Origin of the sequence: Pseudomonas sp. PA-5-4B, assembly GCF_021606215.1 — a bacterium.
In the GTDB taxonomy this organism is placed as follows: Bacteria; Pseudomonadota; Gammaproteobacteria; order Pseudomonadales; family Pseudomonadaceae; genus Aquipseudomonas; species Aquipseudomonas edaphica.
Genome location: NZ_WKDB01000027.1, coordinates 1 through 25,205, shown reverse-complemented (window position 1 = coordinate 25,205; position 25,205 = coordinate 1). Strand labels below are relative to the sequence as shown.

The window sequence follows — 25,205 nt, the reverse complement described above, 5'->3', positions numbered from 1 at the left end:
GAGGGATGGTGTAGGAACAAGCTGCAAGGCTTGAGCCAGAAGCTTAAAGAAGGGTGTGAGCGGGTCAAATGCCGGAAACTACAAGGGGAGCCGAAGCTCCCCCAGAAGTAGTTGCGTGCTCTATTTTTATTATGGTTGCGGGCTTTTTGTTTTTGTTGATCGCCCTCGCCATGAAGTTTCACCTTCATGACACTCCCAATCGGGAGCCAAGAGCAAACGGATTGCTTTGGTCGCTGTGTTGCTGATCTACGATCCAACCAGTTCAGGCTCTGCCTTAGGGCAGTTTTTGTTGTTCTCGGCCTGGTTGCGGGGCAAGCCCCAAATGCAACGCCTCTCCAAAAGAATCAGTTAGCTGCGCCTCCGCCGTGTTGTTTTTGTTATGCGTGAGTCGATTCGTCTTATTTTTATTGTCTTGTACAAAGCTTGTTATTGTTTTTGTACTAAGCATATAGCAGGGTGCGTGCCAACTTTTGTGCCGCCCAGCAAAACCGGGGGGTTGAGCTGGTTCTGGCTTTTGGAAGGGCGAAAAAAAGCCGGGGCTTCGTTACCGTAAGCCCCGGCTTCTGTTACGTGAAAAGGCTGCGGTAACAGTTTTTTCACATCTGAGGGTGTTACCTGTGGGGGCGCGCCCTCAGCTTTCGCTGGCCACCCCGGTCTTGCGCCGTGGAATGCCCAGGCGTTGGCGGCGTTCCCACAGGCATTTGCGACTTACGCCCAGCTTGCGAGCCAGCTCGGTCTCGGTCATATGGTCCTGATGCTCAAGCACGAAGTGCTGGAAGTAGTCTTCCAGTGACAGGTCTTCGGTCGGCTCATGGCTGGTATTGCTGCCACCGCCCTGTTGCGGGGCCAGGCCGATGAAGTCGTCGTCTTCCAGGTCGCTCAACTCGATATCGATACCCAGCAGCTCGGCAGAAATTTCCGGGCTCTCCGACAGAATCACCGCGCGCTCGACCGCGTTCTCCAGTTCGCGGACGTTACCCGGCCACGAGTAATGCCGAATCGCCTGCTCGGCGTCGGCGGCAAACTTGAGGTCGGTACGGTTGATGCGCGCGCTCTGGCGCAGCAGAAACGCGCTGGCGATCTCATTCACGTCGGCGCCACGCTCGCGCAAGGCCGGCAGCTTGAGGGCGATTACGTGCAGGCGGTAATACAAGTCTTCCCGGAACTGGCCGATCTTGGCCAGGCTCTTGAGGTCACGGTGGGTCGCGGCGATCAGGCGCACATCGACCTTCTGTGATTGCACCGAACCGACACGGCGAATCTCGCCTTCCTGCAACACGCGCAGCAAGCGCGCCTGGGCTTCCAGGGGCAGTTCGCCAATTTCGTCGAGGAACAAGGTGCCGCCGTCCGCCGCTTCGACCAACCCCGCACGCCCGGCGCTGGCGCCGGTAAATGCGCCTTTCTCGTGCCCGAACAGTTCGGACTCGATCAGCGATTCGGGGATCGCCGCGCAGTTCACCGAAATCATCGGTGCCTTGGCACGCTTGGACAGGTTGTGCAGAGCGCGGGCCACCAGCTCTTTACCGGTGCCCGACTCGCCCTGGATCAATACATTGGAGTCGGTCGGCGCCACTTTGCGGATCTTGCTGTACAGATCCTGCATCGGTGGGCAAGAGCCGATGATGCCGATCTCGCCGTTGCTGTTGTCGGCCCCCGGCTTCTCGGCAGCCTTGCCGGCAGGACGCTGTTCGGCCGGCGTACTGCCAGCCGACTGACGGTCACGCAGAATGCGCGCCACGGCCTGGAGCATTTCGTCGTGATCGAAAGGCTTGGCGATGTAGTCCACCGCGCCCATCTTCATCGAGTCCACCGCCGAGCGCAGGCTGGCGTAGCTGGTCATGATCAGCACGGGCGTGCCCTGGCCAAGCTTGATCAGCTCGGTCCCCGGCGCGCCCGGCAGGCGCAGGTCGCTGACAATCAGGTCGAACGTGGGAATGCTGAAACGCTCTTGGGCTTCCTGCACCGAGCCGGCTTCGCTGACCTGGTACTGATTACGTTCAAGCAGGCGACGCAAGGCAGAGCGGATAATGGTTTCGTCTTCGACGATCAAAATGTGCGGCATTGATTCAATTCTCTCGACGGTCTCAGTTCACAGCGGACGTCGCTTCGACATGACGCGGCAAGGTCACCCGAATACGGGTGCCGCGTTGGCTTTCGGTGTCAGCCGGGCTGTCGATGGTGATTTGTCCATAATGCTCTTCAACGATGGAATAGACCAGTGCAAGGCCCAGACCGGTACCTTCACCCGGGTCCTTGGTGGTGAAGAAAGGTTCGAACAATCGATCCATGATGTTCTGTGGAATACCGCTGCCTTCGTCCTCCACGATCAGGTCGACCGTGTGCTCGAAAGCCTCGCTCTTGACGCGTACCGCACTGCCGGCGGGCGTTGCGTCACGGGCGTTTGAAAGCAGGTTGATCAGCACCTGCGCCAAGCGTTGGGAGTCGCCGTCAACCCAGTGGTCCGGGTCGCACAGGTTAAAAAACTGTACTTCGAAATTGCGCCGGTTCAAGGCCAGCAGCCCAATGGCATCCTGCGCCACTTCCGCCAGGCACACCGCTTCGTCATGGTTCTGATGCGCGCCGGCGTGGGCGAAGCTCATCAGCGACTGCACGATGCGTGACACGCGCTTGGTCTGCTCGAGGATCTGCCCGCTGATTTCGGTGATTTCAGCGTCTTCTTCGCGCTCTTCGCGCAGGTTTTGCGCCAGGCACGCGATACCGGTGATCGGGTTGCCGATTTCATGGGCCACACCCGCGGCCAGGCGACCGATGCTGGCCAGGCGTTCGGAGTGCACCAGCTTGTCTTCGAGCATCTGGGTTTCGGTCAGGTCCTCCACCAGCAGCACCAGGCCACTGTTGCCCGGCGCCAGCGGCTCGTCGATCGCCGCTTTGTGCAGATTGAGCCAGCGGGTCTGGCCGTCCAGCGCCAGGTGCTGTTTGTGCAAGTGCTCGTCGGGCAGGTTGATAAAGCCTTGCAACAGTTCTTTCCAAGGGTCGCCCAAGGTATTCAGGCGCGAACCCACAACACGTTGTGCGGCGATGCCGGTGAGTTCTTCCATCGCCTTGTTCCACATCAGGATCTCTTGATCCTTGGCCAGGGAACACACGCCCATCGGCAGTTCCTGAAGGGTTTGACGGTGATAGCGGCGCAGGGCATCGAGTTCGGCGGCAAGGCCGGTGAGGCGTGAGTGGTAATCCTCCAGCCGGCTCTCGATGAAATGGATGTCTTCGGTGACGTAGTTTTCGCCGCCGGCCTTGTAGGGCAAGAAGGTTTCCACCATGTCCTGGGACACGCTCGGTCCCATCAGGCCGGACAGGTTGGCCTCAATGCGGTCGCGCAAACGGCGCAGGGCGTAGGGCCGGCGCTCGTCAAACGGCAGGTAAAGGTCGCGCAGTGCCTGCTCGACTTCCTTTTGCGCAGCCTTGGCGCCCAGCGGCTTGGCCAGTTGGGTGGCGAACTCTTGCGGTGAGGCGGCGTGCAGCTCGCGGCGTTGCGGGCGGCGCACGTTGTCCACCGCGCAGGCTTCGGCGGCGCTGGTTTCTTCGGGGCTGGCGTTGGTGAACAGCGAGATCAGGGTAAACATCAGCACGTTGGCGGCCAACGAGGCGATCGCTGCCATGTGCCAGCTGGTGTCATCCAGCACGTAGATCATGTTCAGCAGCGGAATGTAGAAACCCTGCAGGTTGCCGACCAGCGGCAGCAGCATGGTCACCATCCACACCAGAATGCCTGCCAGCAGCCCGGCGATAAAGCCGCGACGGTTGGCGGTTGGCCAGTACAGCACCGACAACACACCCGGCAAGAACTGCAAGGTCGCCACAAACGCGACGATGCCGAGGTTGGCCAGGTCTTGCCCAGCGCCCAGCAGCAGGTAGAAGCCATAGCCGGCCATGATGATGGCGACGATCAGCGCGCGGCGCGTCCATTTCAGCCAGCGGTAGATATTACCTTCGGCTGGCGGCTGATACAGCGGCAGCACCAGGTGATTGAGCGCCATGCCGGAGAGTGCCAGCGTGGTGACGATGATCAAGCCACTGGCCGCCGACAAACCGCCTACGTAAGCCAGCAATGCCAGGGATTTGCTGTTGGCGGCAATACCGACGCCAAGGGTGAAGTATTCGGGGTTGGTGGTGGCGCCGAGCTTGAGGCCGGCCCACAGGATCAGCGGCACCGCCAGGCTCATCAGCAGCAGGAATAACGGCAAACCCCAGCTGGCGCTGACCAATGAGCGCGGGTTGAGGTTCTCGGTGAAGGTCATGTGGTACATGTGCGGCATCACGATGGCCGAGGCAAAGAACACCAGCAGCAGCGTGCGCCATGGGCCTTCCTGCAACGGCGTGTGCAAAGCGGCGAGGGCGGTCTGGTTTTGCAGCAACCACAACTCCAACTGTTGCGGCCCGTCGAATACGCCATACAGCGCATACAGGCCGACACCGCCGATGGCGATCAGCTTGATCACCGACTCAAAGGCAATCGCAAACACCAGGCCTTCGTGTTTTTCGCGGGTGGCGATATGGCGTGAACCGAAGAAAATCGTGAACAGCGTGATCAGTGCGCAGAAGGCCAGGGCAACGCGGTGCTGCACCGGTTCGCGGGTGAGGATGCTGATGGAGTCCGCCACCGCCTGGATCTGCAGGGCCAGCAACGGCAGCACGCCGATCAGCATAAAGATCGTGGTCAGCGCGCCGGCCCAGGTGCTGCGAAAGCGGAAGGCAAACAAGTCCGCCAGGGACGACAGCTGATAGGTGCGGGTGATTTTCAGGATCGGGTACAGCAACACCGGCGCCAGCAAAAACGCGCCGGACACGCCCAGGTAGCTGGACAGAAAGCCGTAGCCATACTGATAGGCCAGCCCCACCGTGCCATAAAATGCCCAGGCGCTGGCGTAGACGCCCAGGGACAAGGTGTAGGTCAACGGATGGCGAATGATCGCCCGCGGAATCATTCCGCGCTCACTGATCCAGGCAACCCCGAACAACGCGGCCAGGTAGGCGGCGCTGATCAGCAGCATCTGGGTGAGGCTAAAGCTCATCGGCATCTTTTTGGCTCTGCAGGATGAAGGTCACGACGATCAGGATCAACCACAGCAGATAAGGGCGATACCAGGCGCCCGTGGCGTCGATCCACCAATCCATGATGGCCGGGGAAAACAGGTAGATCCCGACGACCAGCAGCAGGACCAATCGATAGATGTACATGTTGGCCTCTGATTAAAAAACTGCCGCGATGGTAACGGATGCTTGGCAAGCTGCAAGCGCCTTCAGCTCAATTGCGCTTCGGCCAGCGTGAGTGTGGGCGGAATCTGGCTGGCGTCCCAGTGTGCAATGCCCCAATCCAGCAGTTCCCGTGGGCTGGCGTGCAGCAGTTCGCTGCCGGGTTGCTGGCCGAGGGCGCGCAACGCTCTCAATAGCAAAGGTGTGGCCTGGTCGGGTGTCAACGGCGGCGAGCGGTAGGATTTGCCCAGCTTGTTGCCGTCCGGCTGGGTGATCAGCGGCACGTGCAGGTAGCGCGGTTGGCGCAGACCCAGCAGTTCCTGCAGGTAAAGCTGGCGCGGCGTGGAATCGAGCAGGTCGGCGCCGCGCACGATGTCGGTGACACCTTGCCAGGCATCGTCGAGTACCACTGCCAGTTGGTAGGCATACAGGCCATCGCGACGGCGGATGATGAAATCGCCCACATCACGGCCCAGGTGCTGTCGGAATTCGCCTTGCACGCGGTCGGTAAAGTGATACTCCAGCTCCGGAACGCGCAGGCGGATCGCCGCGTCTTGCTGATCGTGCCCGAGGTTTCGGCACAGGCCTGGATAGATCCCGTGGTAGGGCTCCAATTGTTTACGCGAGCAGGTACAGGCGTAAGCCAGGCCGTGGTTGAACATGTCGTTCAAGACTTTGGCGTAGGCATCATGCCGCTCGCTTTGCCGGACCAGTTCCTCATCCCACTCAAAGCCATAGCTTTCCAGGGCGTGCAGGATCGCCGCCTGGGCGCCGGGTTCTTCACGGGGTGGGTCGAGGTCTTCCATGCGCATCAGCCAGCGGCCGTGATTGGCGCGGGCATCGAGGTAGGAGGCGAGGGCGGCAACCAGCGAACCGAAGTGCAGGTGGCCGCTGGGCGTGGGGGCGAAACGCCCGATATAGGTAGAGGCTGTCATGGGCCGGATACTACTGGAAAACCGCTGAACGCCAGAAACAAAAATGGAGCGTTTGCACGCCCCATTTTTTGTTTGTCGCGTTCAGCCCGGCAGGGTTACTTGCCGACCTGTTTTTCCTTGATTTCAGCCAAGGTCTTGCAGTCTACGCACAGGTCCGCGGTTGGGCGGGCTTCCAGGCGGCGAATACCAATCTCGACGCCGCAGGATTCGCACCAGCCGTATTCCTCGTCCTTGATCAGTTGCAGGGTCTTGTCGATCTTCTTGATCAGCTTGCGCTCTCGATCACGCGCTCGCAGTTCAAGGGCGAACTCTTCTTCCTGGCTCGCACGGTCGGCCGGATCAGGAAAGTTGGCTGCTTCGTCCTTCATGTGGTCAACGGTACGATCAACCTCCTGCATCAAGTCCTGTTTCCACTTGTTCAGGATCTTGGTGAAGTGCTCGCGCATGGGCTCGCCCATGTACTCCTCGCCCTTTTTTTCCACATAGGGTTCGAAGCCATTGAGGCCTTGAGTCTGCTGTTGCTTTGCTTGGGTGGACATGAATAGACCGCCTCTCACTCTTCTAATCCATTGCGCAGGATTGCAACGTCACCGACACCTGCCGGCCCTGCGGCTGCAAGCGGGCGAACTTACCAGATAGATTCGGGGTGCGCCACTCCCGGTTGTCGAGGCCCAACGTGGCAGGCTTGCAAACTGTCATGGCCCGCCATGGCTGGGTATAGCGTGCCTCGAATGTTGATTTTAGTCGTTTTGCAGGCGCTTGCCCGGTTCATCACGGAGGACCGAGCAGGCAATAGAGCATGTTTTACCGCGCGGGTTCGGTAGAATCCGAATTTTGTCCTCACCGTTAAGGAAGGCTAATGGCCCAGCCCTACAGTGCGCGCAGTCGCGCCATCGAACCTTTTCACGTTATGGCGTTACTGGCGCGAGCCAATGAGCTGCAGGCGGCTGGCCATGATGTTATCCACCTGGAGATCGGCGAGCCGGATTTCACCACGGCCGAGCCGATTATCCAGGCCGGCCAGGCCGCACTGGCTAACGGCAAGACGCGCTATACCGCGGCCCGTGGGCTGCCCGAGTTGCGCCAGGCCATCAGTGGTTTTTACCAGCAGCGCTACGGCCTGAGCGTCGACCCCGAGCGCATTCTGATCACGCCCGGTGGCTCTGGCGCGTTGCTGCTGGCCAGCAGCCTGCTGGTCGATCCGGGCAAGCACTGGCTGTTGGCCGACCCAGGCTACCCGTGTAACCGACATTTCCTGCGGCTGGTGGAAGGCGCGGCGCAGTTGGTGCCGGTTGGCCCGGACGTGCGCTACCAATTGACCGCTGAGCTGGTGGCCAAACACTGGAATGCAGACAGCGTTGGCGCGCTGGTGGCCTCACCAGCCAACCCGACCGGCACCATTCTGACCCGCGACGAACTGGCGGGGTTGTCGAGTGCAATCAAGGCGCGTAACGGCCATTTGGTGGTGGACGAGATCTATCACGGCCTCACCTACGGCACCGATGCCGCCAGCGTGCTGGAAGTCGACGACGATGCCTTCGTCTTAAATAGTTTTTCGAAGTATTTCGGCATGACCGGCTGGCGCCTCGGCTGGCTGGTGGCGCCCCCGGCGGCAGTGGGCGAATTGGAGAAGTTGGCGCAGAACCTCTACATCAGCGCGCCGAGCATGGCCCAATACGCGGCGTTGGCGTGTTTCACCGAGCAAACCCTGAGTATTCTGGAAGAGCGCCGCGCCGAGTTCGGGCGCCGCCGGGATTTCCTGCTGCCAGCCTTGCGCGAGTTGGGTTTCGGCATCGCCGTAGAGCCCGAAGGCGCGTTCTATTTGTACGCCGATATCAGCGCGTTCGGCGGTGATGCCTTCGCGTTTTGCCGTCATTTCCTTGAAACCGAGCATGTGGCGTTTACGCCGGGCCTGGATTTCGGTCGTTATCAGGCCGGCCACCATGTGCGTTTTGCCTACACGCAAAACCTCGATCGGCTACAGGAGGCGGTGGAACGCATCGCCCGTGGCTTGCGGAGCTGGCAAGGCTGATGCGCTTTAATCCTCCCCTCGAAGAAGGGCGGCTGATCCGCCGCTACAAGCGCTTTCTCACCGATATCGAAACGCTGACCGGCGAGTTGCTGACCATTCACTGCCCCAACACCGGCTCGATGCTCAATTGCATGGTGGAGGGCGGCCAGGTCTGGTTCAGTCGCTCCACAGACCCCAAGCGTAAATTGCCGGGTACCTGGGAAATTGCCGAAACCCCCCAAGGCCGGCTGGCATGCGTCAACACCGCGCGTGCCAACCAACTGGTGGAGGAGGCGTTGCGTGCCGGGGTGATCACTGAACTCAACGGTTTTACCGCCTTGAAGCGCGAAGTGCCTTACGGCCAGGAAAAAAGCCGTATCGATTTTCGCCTGGAGTACCCACACGGCGCGGCGTATGTGGAGGTCAAGAGCGTCACCTTGGGCTTTGATGGCTCGCCGGTGGCAGCGTTTCCCGACGCGGTGACCCAACGTGGCGCCAAGCATTTGCGCGAGTTGGCACACCTGGCGCGTGAGGGCGTGCGTGCGGTGCAGTTGTATTGCGTGAACCTGTCGGGGATCGACGCTGTACGCCCGGCGGTGGAAATCGATGCGGGCTACGCCGCTGCGCTGCGCGAGGCCAAGGCGGCCGGCGTGGAGGTGTTGGCCTACGGTGCGCGGGTCACGCCGCAGGAAATTATCATCGACCGGCGCCTGGACGTGATGATCGGCGACTAGAGTTGCACCCACAGGCCTTGCGCGTCTTCACGGCCGGGCAGGGCTTTAAGGCTTTGGCCCGCGCACGGCCCGGCAATGCACTCGCCGCTTTCGATCAGGAACAAGGCGCCGTGGGTGGCGCACTGGATCAGGCTGGCGCTGCTGTCCAGGAACTGGTCGGGCTGCCATTCCAGCGGGATGCCGCGATGGGGGCAGCGGTTGAGGTAGAAGTACGCCACGCCGTCACGGCGCACGGCCAACACTTTGCAACCGTCTATTTCAAAACCACGGCTGCTGTTGGGCGCCAGGGCATCTGAGGGGCAGAGAAGCTTCATAACAATCCTTAAGTGCCTTGACGTTCAAATGCAAACAATTATCAAATGCCGGCTTCGCCCGTTAGCTGATTGGGTGCTCTGTACGATGCCAGACAGGGTTTATCTGTCACATCCATGAGTGCTTGAGTGGCCCCGCCCTTGGAAGGAAACCCTGTTATGCGCCTGAGTACCAGCGCTATTGCGCTTGCTGCCTCACTGCTGGTCAACCACGGGGCGCAAGCCTCTGAACTGCCGCAACGCTGGGTCAGCGCCGGTGGGGCGCTATCGGAATGGGTGACGGCGCTGGGCGGGGAGTCAAAGCTGGTGGGGGTGGATACCACCAGCCAGCATCCAGAATCGCTCAAGGCGTTGCCGAGCATCGGTTACCAGCGCCAGTTGTCGGCAGAAGGGATTTTGAGCCTGCGTCCGCAGGTTCTGGTCGGGACTGAAGAGATGGGCCCACCGACGGTGCTGGCGCAAATTCGCGGCGCGGGCGTGCAGGTGGAGATGTTCTCGGCAGAGCCGGATTTGCCGACCTTGAAAGGCAACCTTCAGCACTTGGGCAAGCTGTTGGGTGATGAAGCCAAGGCCAACGAATTGTTTACCGGATATGAACAAAAGCTGGATCAGCAGCAAGCCTGGGTCACCAAGGCCCAGGCCACGCAAAAGGCGCCGGGTGTGCTTTTGTTGCTAGGGCATGCAGGTGGCAAACCCCTGATTGCAGGCAAGGACACGGCCGCCGATTGGATGTTGCAGCAGGCGGGCGGGCATAACCTGGCGACTCACACGGGCTATAAGCCGTTTTCGGTGGAGTCGCTGGCCGGGCTGAGCCCTGATGTGCTGGTGTTTGCTGATCGCGCACTCACTGGCGATGCCGCTCGGGCGGCCTTGTTCAAGGAAAACCCGATTCTGGCGTCGACCCCGGCCGCCAAAAACGGCCGCGTGTTTGAGCTGGACCCGACCCTGCTGGTCGGCGGGCTCGGGCCGCGTCTGCCGCAAAGCCTGGTGCAATTGTCTGCCGGGTTTTATCCGTCCCAGGCTAAACCTGCCCCATGACGACTCTGGTTAAACCGAAAACGCTGTTTATCGGGCTGGCGCTGTTATGCCTTCTGGCAATCTGGCTTTCACTGGCCCTGGGGCCGGTCAGCCTGCCGTTGCTGGATACGCTCAAGGCCGCCTTGCGCCTGATGGGCGTACCGATTGAAGCCCAGGGCCTGGAGCAGGCCGAATTGATCCTGGGGCAGATTCGTTTGCCGCGAACCTTGCTGGGTTTGGCGGTAGGTGGTGTGCTGGCATTGTCGGGTGTGGCGATGCAGGGCTTGTTTCGCAACCCGCTGGCCGATCCGGGGTTGGTCGGTGTGTCCAGCGGCGCGGCGCTCGGGGCGGCGATTGCTATCGTCGGCGGTTCTTTTTTTGGTGGCCTGCCGGATGCGTTCGGGCCTTATCTGCTGTCGTTGTGCGCGTTTCTTGGCGGTTTGGGCGTCACTGCCCTGGTCTATCGCCTGGGGCGCCGCAACGGCCAGACCAACGTTGCAACGATGCTGCTTGCCGGTATCGCGCTTACCGCCCTGGCCAGTTCGGCGGTGGGGTTGTTTACCTATCTGGCCGATGACGCCACCTTGCGCACGCTGACGTTCTGGAATCTTGGCAGCCTCAATGGCGCCAGCTATTCGCGGTTGTGGCCATTGCTGTTGGTGAGCGCCGGTGTGGCGCTGTGGTTGCCGCGCCGTGCAAAAGCCTTGAATGCATTGTTGCTGGGTGAGTCCGAAGCCAATCACCTTGGCATTGATGTTGAAGGGCTCAAGCGTGAACTGGTGTTTTGCACGGCCCTCGGTGTGGGCGCGGCGGTAGCGGCGGCGGGCATGATCGGGTTTGTCGGGCTGGTGGTGCCGCATCTGGTGCGCTTGTTGGCCGGGCCGGATCATCGGGTGTTGTTGCCGGCGTCTGTGCTCGCGGGCGCGAGCCTGTTGCTGTTTGCTGACCTGGTGGCACGCCTGGCGCTGGCGCCGGCTGAACTGCCGATCGGCATCGTGACGGCCTTTATCGGTGCACCGTTTTTTCTTTATTTGTTGCTGCGAGGGCGCGCCTGATGCTGCGAGTAGAAGCGTTGCAGGTCCGGCGTGGCGATAAAACCGTGCTGGCGGATGTCACCCTGGACTTGCTGCCGGGTGAAGTGCTCGGTGTGCTCGGCCCTAACGGAGCAGGCAAGAGCACGCTGCTCGGTGCGTTGTGCGGCGAGCTGAAGCCGGATCAGGGCAAGGTGTGGCTGGATCAGCAAGCCTTGACGGACTGGAGCGGGCCGCAACGTGCCCAACGTTTGGCAGTGTTGCCGCAGACTTCCACGCTGGATTTCGCATTTCGTGTCGAGGAGGTTGTAGGCATGGGCCGTTTGCCCCATCAGACCGGACGCGTGCGTGATGACGAAATCATCGAGGCGGCGCTGCACGCGGCAGACGTGGGCCATTTAAGCGGGCGCAGCTACCTGGCGCTGTCGGGTGGTGAACGCCAGCGTGTGCATCTGGCGCGAGTGTTGGCGCAGTTATGGCCGGGGGAAGCCGGGCAGACGCTGCTGTTGGATGAGCCGACCTCGATGCTTGACCCCTTGCACCAACACACGACCCTGCAAGCTATACGTACTTTCGCGGATCGCGGCGCTGCGGTGCTGGTGATTCTCCATGACCTGAACCTGGCGGCGCGTTATTGCGACCGGATTCTGTTGCTGGAGCAGGGGCGCCCACACGCGTTGGATACGCCGGCGCAGGTGATGCGGCCCGAGCCACTTAAGGCGGTGTTTGGTTTGGAGGTGCTGGTACAGCCGCACCCGGAGCGTGGGCATCCGTTGATCATTGCGCGCTGAATCGGCTTTTTTACAGGTAAAAAAAGACCCGGCAAGAGCCGGGTCAAATAACCGTGATTAGCCTGATGAGGAGATAATCTGAGAGTCCGAACCAATGGTCTTTCAGTTATCGGCTGATCTCGCGACCAGTTGTGATAATCGTAACGATTCTCATTTGAGAGTCAACATCTGTTTTTCAACGATCTGCCGTTTTTCTCAAACACGTGTTCGAATTTCCCATAAACATTGGGGATTCTTGCAGACCTAAATTTTCTGACGCGCTGAAATCGCTTCCAACTGACGGTTCAATGCCTCCTTGCGTTCCGTCGGGATGTCGTTCCAATGCACGTCCATCAAGGCTCCCTCGATTGCATACAGCAGCACTTTCGAGGCCCGAAACCCGCGAGTGCGCACGGCTCGGTAGGCATCGACAGCTCCCAGGCGACGTAAGTCGGACGCGCTGTGGATGCCCACCGCATGCAGCCACTGCGCCGACGTCTTGCCCAGGTTTTTCAGGTGTTGCAGCTCATCGTTCATCAAGCCTCCTTGCGACGGCCGAATGGTGCGGTGGGTATCGTGACCAGGCAAGCCTGAAAAGGAGTGTAGCGCTCAGTAGGAAAAGCGTGGTTCTTTGGTCAGGAACGGCTGAAAAGCTTATAAGAATTCTTGAGGGTGTTGCCGACAAGCAGGCAGGAGGCGCCGCTACGCGTGAGGCGTAGCTGGGGCCCGAAAGATGAAGTTACTTGGTGCGGTAGCGCAAACGAGTGCCGAAATTGACCGACATGAGGATTTCGTCAGCCGTCAGTTCGGGGGAGAAGTAGGTGCCGGAAATCTGCGCATGGGCCAGGCTGGCGCCTTCCAGCGAGCACTCGCGCAGGTCCAGGCCGCGCAGGTCGGCAGAGCGGAAGTAGGCGTCGGTGAAATCCACGCCCGTGGCGTTCAGGTCACGCAGGTCCAACCCCCGGAAGTCGCCACCACGCATGTCGATGGGGCCGTCTTTGGGGCGTTCCTGGTTGAAGCCGCGGATGTCGTCTTTATGCAGGAGTGCGTAGAGCGGAGTATCAAGAAGCTTGGGCTGACTCATGACGGCGACTCCTGTTGGAATTATGACGCCATTATAGTGCCACTATTGCTCGGTCGTGCACCGAAGATCGGTGACACGACCAAGAAATATTTCTTACAGACCGGGCAGGCGCTGGCGAATGTGCGCTACCAGAGCGTCGAGTGTGCCGCTTTCGTTGGTTTCCACGCGTTTGCTCAGCAGCAGCTCTTCGGCGGTCAGCGGGTCACGGTTGGCCTGTTGTTCTTCGATAATGGTGAGCGTCGCGTCGGAAGGATCGTTTTTATCCGCCTGACGTTGCGCCAGCCAGCTGGCGATAACGGCTTGCGGTGCGTTGCAATCGAGGATCAGGAAGGGCGCGCCCGTTGCCTCGGCAATCCTGGCGGCGGCGTCGCGTTGTGCGCCTTTCAGGAAGGTCGCGTCCAGCACTACCGGGTAGCCGGCACGCAAGACGGTATCGGCGATTTCGTTGAGCCGAGCGTAGGTGGCAGCGCTGGCTTCGGCGGCGTAGATACCGGCTTGCGGGGTGTTCTCGACCTTTTGTTCGCCAAACAGGCGCTTGCGTTCCACATCCGAACGCAGGCGCACGGCACCCAAGGCTTCCACCAGACGCATGGCCACGTGGCTTTTACCGACGGCCGAAACACCGTGGGTTATCGCCAGGAAGCGCGATGGAATAGTGCTGTAGCTTTCCGCCAGGTTCGCATAGTTGCGGTATTGGCGCAGGGTGGTGGCGCGTTGCACCGGGCTGGCCTCGCTCGGCATGCTGAACAACGCCACCTTGGCGCGCACCAGTGCACGGTAGGCTTTATAGAAGTTCAGCACTTCCAGGCCCTGATAGTCGCCGGTCAGCTCCAGGTACTGGCTGATAAAACGGCGCGCCAGGGATTTGAGGCCGCGGTCTTCCAGGTCCATCGCCAGAAAGGCCGTGTCGGCATACACATCGGTGAAGCGGAACGGCTCGTTGAACTCGATGCAGTCGAAGATCACCACCTGGCCATCGATCAGGGTGGCGTTGCCCAAGTGGATATCACCGTGACACTCACGGGTGAAGCCTTCGAGTTTGCGCTGGGCCAGCAGTGGCTTGAGGCGTTCGAAGCTGGCTTCGGCCCAGGCTTGCAGGGCTTCGAGTTGAGCCAGGTCGGCTTTGTCGCTGAGGAACGGGCGGATCTGGTCGAAGTTCTGCCGAACCGGTGCCATCACCTCATCCGGCGTGCCAGCAGGGTGGTCTTGCGGCACTTTCGGCGCAGTGAGGTGGAAGTGCGCAATCTGCTTGGCCATATCATCAATGTGCGCGCTGGTAACCTCGCCATTGGCTTGCAGTGTGCTGAGCAACTGGCTCTGCGGGAATTGGCGCATTTTCAGCGCGTATTCGATGATTGGGCCATCACCGCCCAATTGCGGGGCTTCGGCGCTGCCGGTGATTGGCAACACGTCAAGATACAAATCTTCGGTCAGGCGCTGATTGAGGCGCAGCTCTTCGCGGCAGAAGTGGCCGCGGTCATCCAGTTGGGTGAAATCCAGAAAGCCGAAGTTCATCGGCTTCTTCAGCTTATAAGCATAGGGGCCGGTCAGTATGACCCAGGAAATATGGGTCTCAATGACTTGAAACGCTTCAACCGGATGGGGATACAAAGCCGGGTTTTGCAGGGCAGCGATCAGGGACTGGCTCACGGGCGATCCTTCAAAGTCTGGGGGGAATCATGGCCGGCATTATGGCGGTTACGGTCGGTCGTGCAAACCGCTGTCCGGCTCATGTTGATCCTCAATAAAGTGCGTATAATCCGCCGCCATGACTCGAACCCGATCTCCCCGTTCCCGTAAAAAACCTCCTTCACGCGGCCTGCGCCCGTGGCTGGGCTGGGCCATCAAGCTGAGCCTGGTAGGCCTTGTGGTGCTCGCAGGCTTCGCGGTGTACCTCGACGCCGTGGTGCAGGAGAAATTCTCCGGCAAGCGCTGGACCATCCCGGCCAAGGTATACGCACGCCCGTTGGAATTGTTCACCGGCCAAAAGCTGAGCAAGGAAGACTTCCTTACCGAACTCGACGCCTTGGGCTATCGCCGCGAACCCGTGAGCAATGGCCCCGGCGCCGCTGCTGTCAGCGGCAATACCGTCGATTTGAATACCCGTGGCTTCCAGTTCTATGAAGGCCTGGAGAAAGCCCAGCCGGTGCGCGTGCGCTTCTCCGGCGATTACGTTGCCGAACTGTCGTCGCTCAATGGCTCCAAGTTGCCCGTGGTGCGCCTGGAACCGCTGTTGATCGGCGGTATTTACCCCAAGAACCTCGAAGATCGCATCCTGATCAAGCTTGATCAGGTGCCGCCGTACCTGCTCGATACGCTGATCGCCGTGGAAGACCGCGATTTCTACAGCCACTGGGGCGTGTCGCCCAAGTCGATTGCCCGCGCCATTTGGGTCAACACCTCCGGCGGCAAGATGACCCAGGGCGGCAGTACGCTCACGCAACAATTGGTCAAGAACTTCTACCTGACCAACGAGCGCAGCCTCACCCGTAAACTCACCGAAGCCATGATGGCCATGCTGCTGGAGCTGCATTACAGCAAGCAGGAGATTCTCGAGGCGTACCTCAACGAAGTGTTCGTCGGCCAGGACGGCCAGCGCGCCGTGCACGGTTTCGGCTTGGCCAGCCAATTCTTCTTTGGCCAGCCCTTGTCCGAATTGAAATTGCATCAAGTCGCGTTGCTGGTGGGGATGGTCAAGGGGCCGTCCTATTACAACCCGCGCCGCAACCCGGAACGTGCGCTTGAGCGCCGTAACCTGGTGTTGGATGTACTTGAACAGCAAGGCGTAGCCACCGCTGAACAAGTTGCGGCGGCGAAAAAAATGCCACTGGGTGTGACCACGCGCGGCAAGCTGGCCGACAGTTCATTCCCGGGCTTTATCGACTTGGTCAAACGCCAGTTGCGTGAAGATTACCGCGACGAAGACTTGACCGAAGAAGGCCTGCGGATCTTTACCAGTTTCGACCCGATCCTGCAGATGAAAGCCGAAGCGTCGGTCAACGACACCTTCAAACGCCTGACCGGCCGTAAAGGTTCGGATGAAGTCGAAGCAGCCATGGTCGTGACCAACCCGGAAACCGGTGAGGTGCAGGCCATGATTGGCAGCCGCCAGGCCAGTTTTGCCGGTTTCAACCGTGCGCTGGATGCGGTGCGGCCGATCGGTTCGCTGGTCAAGCCGGCGGTCTACCTCACGGCCCTGGAAAAACCAAGCAAATACACGCTGACCAGTTGGTTGTCGGATGACCCGCTGTCGGTCAAAGGGGCGGATGGCCAGGTATGGACGCCGCAGAACTTTGATCGTCGCTCCCACGGCACTGTGTTCCTGTACCAAGGCCTGGCGCATTCCTACAACATCTCCACCTCGCGCCTTGGGCTTGAAGTGGGCGTGCCGAATGTGCTGAAAACCCTGGGACGACTGGGCATCACCCGTGAGTTCCCGGCGTTCCCGTCTATGCTGCTGGGCGCTGGCGCCATGACCCCGATGGAAGTGGCGACGATGTACCAGACCCTCGCCAACGGTGGCTTCAATACCCCGATGCGCGGCATTCGCAGTGTGCTGACCGCCGATGGCGAACCGCTCAAGCGTTACCCGTTCCAGATCCAGCAGCGCTTTGACGCGGGTTCCATCTATCTGATCCAGAACGCCATGCAGCGCGTGATGCGTGAAGGCACCGGGCGTTCGGTCTACAGCGTGCTGCCGTCGAACCTGACGCTGGCGGGCAAGACCGGCACCAGTAACGATTCGCGCGACAGCTGGTTCGCAGGCTTCGGCCAGGATGTGCTGGCCGTGGTCTGGCTGGGCCGCGACGATAACGGCAAAACCCCGTTCACTGGTGCGACCGGTGCGCTGCAGGTGTGGACCAGTTTCATGCGCAAGGCCGATCCGTTGCCGCTTAACATGCCGCAGCCGGACAACATCGTGCAGGCCTGGATTGATCCGCATACCGGGCAGGGTTCCGATGCCAACTGTCCGGGCGCGGTACAGATGCCGTATATTCGCGGCAGCGAGCCACCCGCCGGTGCTGCGTGCGGTGGCAGTGCCCCCGCTGACGCGGATTCGGTGATGGATTGGGTCAAGGGCTGGATGCATTAAGCAAAGAGGGTTTCAAGTGAACAAGTTGTGGATTCCAGCTATTACCGCCTTGGTTATGCTCGGCGGTTGCTCCAGCGTGCAGCGCGGTTCGATTCCCGTGGTGGACTCAAGCACGAACGTTTCCAATAACGACCGTATCTCGGCCACTGGCGGTTTCCGTCAGACCGTGGTCAAGCGTCCTGCCCAAGCCACGCCTCAGGCCATACCGCAGGATTCGGGCGTGGTGGTGATGGTGCCGGGCGGCGGTGCTGCGACGTCGGCGCCGATCAGTGCCGAGCCTTGGACGCCAGGGCCAAGCACTTCGGGGCCGGCCAACTCCGCGCCGATCCAGACGGCGCCGATCAACCAGGGCACTTACAACATGCCGCCGTCCACGCCGAGCGGTATTCCGTCGTCGTCTAACGCGGGTGGCCTGTCGGCTGACGAGCAACTGGACGGGCCGGTGCTGGCTTTGCTGACCACCGCGCAGCAGCAACAGGCCGGTGGTGACCTGAACGGGGCATCGTCGAGCCTTGAGCGTGCCCAGCGTGTGGCGCCGCGTGAGCCGCAAGTGCTGTATCGCCTGGCACAGGTGCGCATGGCCCAGGGCGACGCGCCGCAAGCCGAGCAGTTCGCCCGTCGCGGCCTGACCCTGGCCAACGGTCGCCCCGACCTGCAAGCCAACCTGTGGGCTTTGATTGGTGACGCGCGTGCCGCACAAGGCGACGCCGCCGGTGCTGCCCAGGCGCGGCAAAAAGCCAAGGTCAGCCTCTGATGGATGCACGGTTTCCGGCAATTGCCGAACAGCTGTTGCTGATTGAGCGTGAGTTACGTGTGCAGGGTTGGTGGGACGAAGTGCCCCCCAGCGCTGAAGCGCTTAGCAGCGTCGAGCCGTTTTCGGTGGACACCCTGGACTTTCACCAGTGGCTGCAATGGATCTTCCTGGTGCGCATGAAGCAGATCCTCGAGCAGGACCTGCCATTGCCCAATGCTTCGGGGATCCTCGAGATGGCGGAGATGGTTTACGCCGATCGCCCGCTTGAAAGCATAGGCTTACGCAATGCGCTGAAAAAGTTCGACCAATTGATCGTCGACGCTCGTTAATTGCCTGACTGCCGGGTTTTTCGGCAGTCTTGCGCACATTTCTACCGCTTGACGACATTCAGGCGAGTTTTATCCCTCCTCAAGCCCCTTTAATCTTCGTTCTCATGCGCTTAGTTGGAAAAAAGCGCAATTATTGCTTGACTTGAAGGGGCTGAAACAGAAGAATCCAAAGTCCGCTGTATCGGGACTGCCAGAAGCAGGCCCGCTCAGCAGATCATGAGGCGCATATCCGCGCCGACCTGTAACACCCGCAACGCGTTACCTCGCGCTGGGTGGGAAAAGCCCGCAACACTTGGGACGATCCCAATACTTGCTCAGTCAGTGCTGACGTAGTCGGCGACCACCGTCGCTCATGCTCTGTTGAGAAGTAAACCTATTAAGACCCGTCGGTTTTTAACGGACGGTATTCTGGCGTTTTAGAGGTGAACAACGTGGAGCTTTTATCTGGCGGTGAGATGCTCGTCCGCTTTTTGCGTGACGAAGGCGTCGACTATATCTACGGGTACCCAGGTGGTGCTCTGCTGCATGTTTACGACGCACTGTTCAAGGAACCGGCTGTTACCCACATCCTGGTTCGCCACGAACAGGCCGCGACCCATATGGCTGACGGCTATGCCCGTGCCACCGGTAAAGCCGGTGTGGTACTGGTAACGTCCGGCCCAGGCGCAACCAATGCCATTACCGGCATCGCGACTGCCTATATGGACTCCATCCCGATGGTGATCATTTCTGGCCAGGTGCCTAGCACCATGGTCGGCACCGACGCATTCCAGGAAACCGACATGATCGGTATCTCCCGGCCGATCGTGAAACACAGCTTCATGATCAAGCACGCGTCGGAAATCCCGGAAGTCATGAAAAAGGCCTTCTACCTCGCACAGTCCGGTCGTCCGGGCCCTGTGGTGGTCGATATCCCGAAAGACATGACCAACCCGGCGGAAAAGTTCGAATACGTCTTCCCGAAAAAAGCCAAACTGCGTTCCTACAGCCCGGCCGTTCGTGGGCACTCGGGTCAAATCCGCAAGGCGGCAGAAATGCTCTTGGCGGCCAAGCGCCCAGTGCTGTACTCCGGCGGTGGCGTGATTCTGGGCGGCGGTTCTGCACCTCTGACCGAATTGGCCAAGCTGCTTAACCTGCCAGTAACCAACACCTTGATGGGCCTCGGCGCATTCCCGGGTACGGACCGTCAGTTCGTCGGCATGCTTGGCATGCACGGCAGCTACACCGCCAACCTGGCCATGCACCACGCCGACGTGATCCTGGCGGTGGGCGCGCGGTTTGATGACCGTGTGATCAACGGACCGAGCAAGTTTTGCCCGAATGCCAAGATCATCCACATCGACATCGACCCGGCGTCCATCTCCAAGACCATCAAGGCCGACGTGCCGATCGTAGGTCCGGTAGAAAGCGTGCTGACCGAAATGGTTGCGGCGCTCAAGGACATCGGCGAAACGCCGAACAAGGAATCGGTTGCCAGCTGGTGGAAGCAGATCGACGAATGGCGCGGCGACCGCGGCCTGTTCCCTTACGACAAGGGCGACGGCAGCATCATCAAGCCACAAACCGTGATCGAAACCCTGTGCGAAGTGACCAAGGGCGACGCCTTTGTGACCTCCGACGTGGGCCAGCACCAGATGTTCGCTGCGCAGTACTACAAGTTCGACAAGCCTAACCGCTGGATCAACTCCGGTGGCCTGGGCACGATGGGCTTTGGTTTCCCGGCGGCCATGGGTGTGAAACTGAGCTTCCCGGACACCGACGTCGCCTGCGTGACGGGTGAGGGCAGCATCCAGATGAACATCCAGGAACTGTCGACGTGCCTGCAGTACGGTCTTCCGGTGAAGATCGTGTGCTTGAACAACGGCGTGCTGGGCATGGTTCGTCAGTGGCAGGACATGAGCTACAACAGCCGTCACTCCCATTCCTACATGGAATCGCTGCCGGATTTCATCAAGTTGGTTGAAGCCTACGGCCACGTCGGCATGCGCATCACCGATTTGAAAGATCTGAAGCCGAAGATGGAAGAGGCGTTCGCCATGAAGGACCGCCTGGTGTTCCTCGATATTCAAGTGGACACCAGCGAGCACGTCTACCCGATGCAGATCAAAGACGGCTCTATGCGCGACATGTGGCTGAACAAGACGGAGCGTACCTAATCATGCGGCACATTATCTCCCTGCTTCTGGAGAACGAACCCGGCGCTCTGTCTCGTGTTGTCGGCCTGTTTTCGCAACGCAACTACAACATCGAAAGCCTGACCGTGGCGCCGACCGAAGACCCGACCCTGTCGCGCCTGACGTTGACTACTGTTGGTCACGATGAGGTGATCGAGCAGATCACCAAGAACCTCAACAAGCTGATCGAAGTGGTCAAGCTGGTCGACTTGTCGGAAAGTGCCCACATCGAGCGCGAGCTGATGCTGGTCAAGGTCAAGGCCACGGGTGCCCAACGTGCCGAGATCAAACGCACCACCGACATTTATCGCGGGCAGATCGTCGATGTGAGCGCCAGCGTTTATACCGTTCAACTGACCGGTACAAGCGACAAGCTGGACAGCTTCATCCAGTCGATCGGGACGGCCTCGATTCTGGAAACCGTACGCAGTGGTGTCACCGGGATTGCCCGTGGCGACAAAGTACTCAGCATCTAACCCAAATTAGCGAATGGCCTTACGGCCTGGATATATAGAGGAACCTCATGAAAGTTTATTACGATAAAGATTGTGACCTGTCGATCATCCAGGGCAAGAAAGTCGCCATCATCGGCTACGGTTCCCAGGGCCACGCCCAAGCGTGCAACCTGAAAGATTCCGGCGTTGACGTGACTGTTGGCCTGCGCAAAGGCTCGGCCACTGTTGCCAAGGCTGAAGCCCACGGCCTGAAAGTGACTGACGTTGCTTCCGCCGTTGCCGCTGCCGACCTGGTCATGATCCTGACCCCGGACGAATTCCAGTCCGCGCTCTACAAGAACGAAATCGAGCCAAACATCAAGAAAGGCGCCACCCTGGCCTTCTCCCACGGCTTCGCGATTCACTACAACCAGGTTGTGCCACGCGCTGACCTCGACGTGATCATGATCGCGCCGAAAGCGCCGGGCCACACCGTGCGCTCCGAGTTCGTCAAAGGCGGCGGCATCCCTGACCTGATCGCGATCTACCAGGACGCATCCGGCAACGCCAAGAACGTGGCACTGTCCTACGCTGCTGGCGTTGGTGGCGGTCGTACCGGCATCATCGAAACCACCTTCAAGGACGAGACCGAAACCGACCTGTTCGGCGAGCAAGCCGTACTGTGCGGCGGTACTGTTGAGCTGGTCAAAGCCGGTTTCGAAACCCTGGTTGAAGCTGGCTACGCGCCAGAAATGGCCTACTTCGAATGCCTGCACGAACTGAAGCTGATCGTTGACCTCATGTACGAAGGCGGTATCGCCAACATGAACTACTCGATCTCTAACAACGCCGAATACGGCGAGTATGTGACCGGCCCGGAAGTCATCAACGCCGAGTCCCGTCAGGCTATGCGCAACGCCCTGAAACGTATTCAGGACGGCGAATACGCCAAAATGTTCATCAGCGAAGGCGCTACCGGCTACCCTTCGATGACCGCCAAGCGTCGTAACAACGCCGCTCACGGTATCGAAGTGATCGGCGAGCAACTGCGCTCCATGATGCCGTGGATCGGTGCCAACAAGATCGTCGACAAAGCCAAGAACTAAGTCGTACGTATCCAGAAAAAACGCGGCTTAGGCCGCGTTTTTTCGTTTGGAGGCGGGTTCTGGTATAAAGCTGCATCGTTTGCGGGCGAACACGCGCTGCAAGTATTTGTCGAATTCTTTTCACACCGTTGCAAGGTAAAGTCCATGACCGAACGTCCCGAAGAGCCAAACCAGGCCTCTGACGCCGAAAGCCTGCTACCGATCGATGAGCATGTCGAAGAAGGGCATGATGCGGAAGGTCGCAAGGTCCGGCATCGTGGTATCTATCTTCTGCCCAATCTGTTCACCACGGCGAACCTGTTTGCCGGGTTCTACTCCATCATCAACTCCATGAGTGCGCAAAGCGCATTGGCGGCGGGTGATGCGGCGAGTGCCAGCAAGTATTTCGGCTTTGCGGCTATCGCCATCTTCGTGGCCATGGTGCTCGACGGCCTGGATGGCCGGGTGGCGCGCATGACCAATACCCAAAGCGCTTTCGGTGCCGAGTACGACTCGCTGTCGGACATGGTGGCTTTCGGCGTTGCGCCGGCATTGCTGGCATTTGCCTGGGCGCTGGGTGATATGGGCAAGGTCGGCTGGATGGTTGCCTTCATCTATGTCGCCGGCGCGGCGTTGCGTCTGGCGCGCTTTAACACCCAAGTGGGTACTGCTGACAAGCGTTACTTCATCGGCCTGGCCAGCCCGGCGGCGGCAGGTGTGGTGGCCGGTATCGTCTGGGCGTTCAGTGACTACGGCATCCAGGGTTCGAAGATGTCGTTCCTGGTGGCCTTGATGGTTGCAGCCGCCGGCATGCTGATGGTCAGCAATATCAAGTACAACAGCTTCAAGGAGTTTGACCTCAAGGGGCGCGTGCCTTTCGTGGCTATCCTGGTGGTGGTGCTGGTGTTTGCGGTCGTGTTCAGTGATCCGCCACGTATTCTGCTGCTGGCGTTCCTGGTGTATGCCGCGTCGGGGCCGGTTCAATACCTGCTGCACCTGCGCCGCGACAAAACATTGCCTTAATGTAATTTCCCCCATACTCCGCAGTCTATTGGTGCATCAGTTCTCCAATGCTGCGGAGTTGCCATGTTAATCAAGATCCCCAAAGCGTCCGATTGTCATGAATCGGATGTCACGCCTGAATCTTTCTATCTTTCGCGTCGCAGCTTGCTCGGTGGTGCGCTGGCCGGTGTTGCGGCCACTGCGTTGCCGCGTTGGGCGAGTGCCGAAGATGCCGCGCGTTATGCCGATGTCGAGCCGGGCAATGCCCCAGGCTGGTTTGCAGATAAGCTGCCCAGCACCCAATGGCAGGCGGTTACGGTAAAAGACGAAGCCATCACCCCGTTCAAGGACGCCACCCACTACAACAACTTCTATGAGTTCGGTACGGACAAGGGCGACCCGGCGAAGAACGCCGGTTCACTCAAGACCGAACCCTGGAGTGTGGTGATCGATGGGGAAGTCGGTAAACCTGGGCGCTATGCCCTGGAAGACTTCATGAAGCCTTATCAATTGGAAGAGCGTATCTACCGACTGCGTTGTGTCGAGGCGTGGTCGATGGTGATTCCGTGGATGGGCTTTCCTATTTCAGCCTTGCTCAAGCAGGTTGAACCAACCGCTAAAGCCAAGTACATCCGCTTTGAAACGCTGCAGGACCCCAAAAGCATGCCGGGACAGCGCTCCAGCTTCGGCTTGATCGACTGGCCCTATGTAGAAGGGCTGCGTCTGGATGAAGCAATGAATCCGTTGGCGATCCTGGCTGTGGGTATGTATGGGCGGGAGTTGCCGAACCAGAACGGTGCACCACTGCGTCTGGTAGTGCCGTGGAAGTACGGCTTCAAGAGCGTGAAGTCGATTGTGCGGATCAGCCTGGTCAGCGAGCAGCCAAAGACGACTTGGCAAAGCATTGCGGCCAATGAGTATGGGTTCTACGCGAATGTGAACCCGACCGTCGACCATCCTCGCTGGACCCAGGCGCGTGAGCGTCGTTTGCCGAGCGGTCTGTTCAGCCCGAATGTGCGAGAGACGCAGATGTTCAACGGCTATTCGGATGAGGTCGCTTCTCTCTATACGGGCCTCGACCTGCGGAAGAACTACTGATGCGTTATCCGATCTGGCGTATTGGCGTCTTTATAGCCGCGGCGATCTGGCCATTTTTCTGGCTGTATGAGGCGTGGAGCTCTGTGCTCGGGCCTGATCCAGGCAAAGTGTTGATGGATCGGTTGGGGCTTGGGACCCTGATCCTGTTGCTGGTAACGCTAGGTATGACGCCGTTGCAGAAACTCAGCGGGTGGGCAGGGTGGATTGCCGTGCGTCGGCAGCTGGGGTTGTGGTGTTTTGCGTATGTGGCACTGCACCTGGCTGCGTACTGCGTATTCATCCTCGGGCTGGATTGGTCGCAGTTCGGCGTCGAGCTGCGTAAGCGGCCCTACATTATTGTCGGTGCGCTGGGGTTCCTTGGCTTATTGGTGCTGGCAGTAACGTCCAATCGTTATAGCCAGCGCCGGTTGGGTAGCCGTTGGAAGAAGCTGCATCGCCTGGTGTACGTGATTCTTGGGCTTGGTTTGTTGCACATGTTGTGGATTGTGCGGGCCGACCTGAAGGAATGGGCGATCTATGCATCTATAGGCGCGCTGCTGCTAGTGCTGCGGATTCCGCCAGTGATGCGCCGGATTCCCCGTCTTATTGCGAAAAAACCACTTTCTGCGACAAAAGCGTAATTAAGGATTGACGGCGTTTTATATCTGTCTATAATTCGCCCCACTTCCGGCGCAGTCGAAACGGAAAACTCCTTGGTAAACAACGAGTTGCGAAGTTTTCGGCAGCAAGTTGCTTCAGTTCATCGAAGCCAAAAGGAAGTTGAAAAAGAGGTGTTGACAGCAGCGTGTAACGCTGTAGAATTCGCCTCCCGCTAACGAGAGATCGTAAGCGCAAGTGGTTGAAGTTGTTGAAGAATTCTTCGAAAGCTTCTGAAAATAATCACTTGACAGCAAATGAGGCTGCTGTAGAATGCGCGCCTCGGTTGAGACGAAAGATCTTAACCAACCGCTCTTTAACAACTGAATCAAGCAATTCGTGTGGGTGCTTGTGGAGTCAGACTGGTAGTCAACAAGATTATCAGCATCACAAGTTACTCCGCGAGAAATCAAAGATGTAACCAACGATTGCTGAGCCAAGTTTAGGGTTTCTTAAAAACCCAAAGATGTTTGAACTGAAGAGTTTGATCATG

General features: G+C 59.5%; 23 protein-coding genes. 14 read left to right on the top strand and 9 right to left on the bottom strand.

Annotated elements, in window-relative coordinates; genetic code table 11:
• Positions 1–631: 631 nt before the first annotated feature.
• The 5 genes from GIW28_RS15195 to dksA form a co-directional block, all read right to left on the bottom strand.
• Positions 632–2,062 carry a sigma-54-dependent transcriptional regulator gene (locus GIW28_RS15195; protein WP_099547645.1) on the bottom strand — a complete coding sequence of 477 codons (1,431 nt, stop codon included), beginning with the start codon at positions 2,060–2,062 and terminating at the stop codon, positions 632–634.
• A 22-nt stretch (positions 2,063–2,084) separates the two neighbouring features.
• Positions 2,085–5,039: a sensor histidine kinase gene (locus GIW28_RS15190; RefSeq protein ID WP_017139235.1), complete on the bottom strand. Its 2,955-nt coding sequence runs from the start codon at positions 5,037–5,039 to the stop codon at positions 2,085–2,087.
• Complete coding sequence (locus GIW28_RS15185; protein ID WP_003176118.1) at positions 5,023–5,199, bottom strand: hypothetical protein; 177 nt, start codon at positions 5,197–5,199, stop codon at positions 5,023–5,025. Before GIW28_RS15185 ends, GIW28_RS15190 begins: the two co-directional genes overlap by 17 nt.
• Before the next feature lie 62 nt (positions 5,200–5,261).
• Positions 5,262–6,149: a tRNA glutamyl-Q(34) synthetase GluQRS gene (gene gluQRS, locus GIW28_RS15180; protein WP_236445753.1), complete on the bottom strand. Its 888-nt coding sequence runs from the start codon at positions 6,147–6,149 to the stop codon at positions 5,262–5,264.
• Between the two features lie 95 nt (positions 6,150–6,244).
• Positions 6,245–6,688, bottom strand: a complete 444-nt coding sequence (dksA, locus tag GIW28_RS15175) for an RNA polymerase-binding protein DksA (protein ID WP_025857127.1) — start codon at positions 6,686–6,688, stop codon at positions 6,245–6,247.
• 320 nt (positions 6,689–7,008) lie between these two features.
• Between dksA and GIW28_RS15170 the strand changes: the two genes are divergently transcribed.
• Positions 7,009–8,181, top strand: coding sequence for a pyridoxal phosphate-dependent aminotransferase (locus tag GIW28_RS15170; protein ID WP_017139232.1), 1,173 nt, complete (start codon positions 7,009–7,011; stop codon positions 8,179–8,181).
• On the top strand, positions 8,181–8,894 hold the full coding sequence (gene sfsA / locus GIW28_RS15165; protein WP_099547647.1) for a DNA/RNA nuclease SfsA: 714 nt from the start codon (positions 8,181–8,183) through the stop codon (positions 8,892–8,894). The genes GIW28_RS15170 and sfsA overlap by 1 nt, the downstream gene beginning before the upstream one ends.
• On the opposite strand, the gene GIW28_RS15160 is transcribed toward sfsA, so the two are convergent.
• Entirely contained in the window at positions 8,891–9,208 is a 318-nt protein-coding gene (locus GIW28_RS15160; RefSeq protein WP_017139230.1) for a Rieske (2Fe-2S) protein, read from the bottom strand. The genes sfsA and GIW28_RS15160 overlap by 4 nt on opposite strands.
• 156 nt (positions 9,209–9,364) lie before the next feature.
• Between GIW28_RS15160 and GIW28_RS15155 the strand changes: the two genes are divergently transcribed.
• From GIW28_RS15155 to GIW28_RS15145, 3 genes are read left to right on the top strand one after another with little or no spacing between them, the layout of a single operon-like run.
• Positions 9,365–10,243, top strand: coding sequence for a heme/hemin ABC transporter substrate-binding protein (locus GIW28_RS15155; protein WP_186617060.1), 879 nt, complete (start codon positions 9,365–9,367; stop codon positions 10,241–10,243).
• The gene (locus GIW28_RS15150) at positions 10,240–11,277 is read left to right on the top strand and encodes a FecCD family ABC transporter permease (protein ID WP_099547649.1); all 1,038 of its coding nucleotides are present in this window, start codon (positions 10,240–10,242) and stop codon (positions 11,275–11,277) included. Before GIW28_RS15155 ends, GIW28_RS15150 begins: the two co-directional genes overlap by 4 nt.
• The gene (locus tag GIW28_RS15145; RefSeq protein WP_017139227.1) at positions 11,277–12,044 is read left to right on the top strand and encodes a heme ABC transporter ATP-binding protein; all 768 of its coding nucleotides are present in this window, start codon (positions 11,277–11,279) and stop codon (positions 12,042–12,044) included. Before GIW28_RS15150 ends, GIW28_RS15145 begins: the two co-directional genes overlap by 1 nt.
• Before the next feature lie 243 nt (positions 12,045–12,287).
• Here the strand turns inward: GIW28_RS15145 and GIW28_RS15140 are convergent, their stop codons facing one another.
• The 3 genes from GIW28_RS15140 to GIW28_RS15130 form a co-directional block, all read right to left on the bottom strand.
• Positions 12,288–12,560, bottom strand: a complete 273-nt coding sequence (locus GIW28_RS15140) for a TfoX/Sxy family protein (protein WP_017139226.1) — start codon at positions 12,558–12,560, stop codon at positions 12,288–12,290.
• Between the two features lie 202 nt (positions 12,561–12,762).
• A complete protein-coding gene (locus GIW28_RS15135; protein ID WP_017139225.1) occupies positions 12,763–13,107 on the bottom strand; it encodes a pentapeptide repeat-containing protein in 345 nt (114 codons plus the stop codon).
• Between the two features lie 93 nt (positions 13,108–13,200).
• Entirely contained in the window at positions 13,201–14,757 is a 1,557-nt protein-coding gene (locus tag GIW28_RS15130) for a bifunctional aminoglycoside phosphotransferase/ATP-binding protein (protein WP_169987293.1), read from the bottom strand.
• Positions 14,758–14,875: 118 nt separating this feature from the next.
• Here GIW28_RS15130 and mrcB point away from each other — a divergent pair, with 118 nt between their 5' ends.
• From mrcB to msrQ, 9 genes are all read left to right on the top strand, one after another.
• Positions 14,876–17,200 (top strand): penicillin-binding protein 1B, encoded by a 2,325-nt coding sequence (gene mrcB, locus GIW28_RS15125; protein ID WP_099547652.1) that lies wholly within the window; start codon positions 14,876–14,878, stop codon positions 17,198–17,200.
• Between the two features lie 16 nt (positions 17,201–17,216).
• On the top strand, positions 17,217–17,954 hold the full coding sequence (locus GIW28_RS15120) for a tetratricopeptide repeat protein (RefSeq protein WP_017139222.1): 738 nt from the start codon (positions 17,217–17,219) through the stop codon (positions 17,952–17,954).
• Positions 17,954–18,283, top strand: a complete 330-nt coding sequence (locus tag GIW28_RS15115) for a YqcC family protein (protein WP_017139221.1) — start codon at positions 17,954–17,956, stop codon at positions 18,281–18,283. Before GIW28_RS15120 ends, GIW28_RS15115 begins: the two co-directional genes overlap by 1 nt.
• Before the next feature lie 431 nt (positions 18,284–18,714).
• Positions 18,715–20,439 carry an acetolactate synthase 3 large subunit gene (locus GIW28_RS15110; RefSeq protein ID WP_099547656.1) on the top strand — a complete coding sequence of 575 codons (1,725 nt, stop codon included), beginning with the start codon at positions 18,715–18,717 and terminating at the stop codon, positions 20,437–20,439.
• Positions 20,440–20,441: 2 nt separating this feature from the next.
• Complete coding sequence (gene ilvN, locus GIW28_RS15105; RefSeq protein WP_003176102.1) at positions 20,442–20,933, top strand: acetolactate synthase small subunit; 492 nt, start codon at positions 20,442–20,444, stop codon at positions 20,931–20,933.
• 47 nt (positions 20,934–20,980) lie between these two features.
• Positions 20,981–21,997, top strand: coding sequence for a ketol-acid reductoisomerase (gene ilvC, locus GIW28_RS15100; RefSeq protein WP_003176099.1), 1,017 nt, complete (start codon positions 20,981–20,983; stop codon positions 21,995–21,997).
• 144 nt (positions 21,998–22,141) lie between these two features.
• Positions 22,142–22,999, top strand: a complete 858-nt coding sequence (pssA, locus tag GIW28_RS15095) for a CDP-diacylglycerol--serine O-phosphatidyltransferase (protein ID WP_017139220.1) — start codon at positions 22,142–22,144, stop codon at positions 22,997–22,999.
• Between the two features lie 63 nt (positions 23,000–23,062).
• The gene (msrP, locus tag GIW28_RS15090) at positions 23,063–24,076 is read left to right on the top strand and encodes a protein-methionine-sulfoxide reductase catalytic subunit MsrP (protein ID WP_017139219.1); all 1,014 of its coding nucleotides are present in this window, start codon (positions 23,063–23,065) and stop codon (positions 24,074–24,076) included.
• On the top strand, positions 24,076–24,696 hold the full coding sequence (gene msrQ, locus GIW28_RS15085) for a protein-methionine-sulfoxide reductase heme-binding subunit MsrQ (RefSeq protein ID WP_017139218.1): 621 nt from the start codon (positions 24,076–24,078) through the stop codon (positions 24,694–24,696). The genes msrP and msrQ overlap by 1 nt, the downstream gene beginning before the upstream one ends.
• The last annotated feature ends 509 nt before the right edge of the window (positions 24,697–25,205 follow it).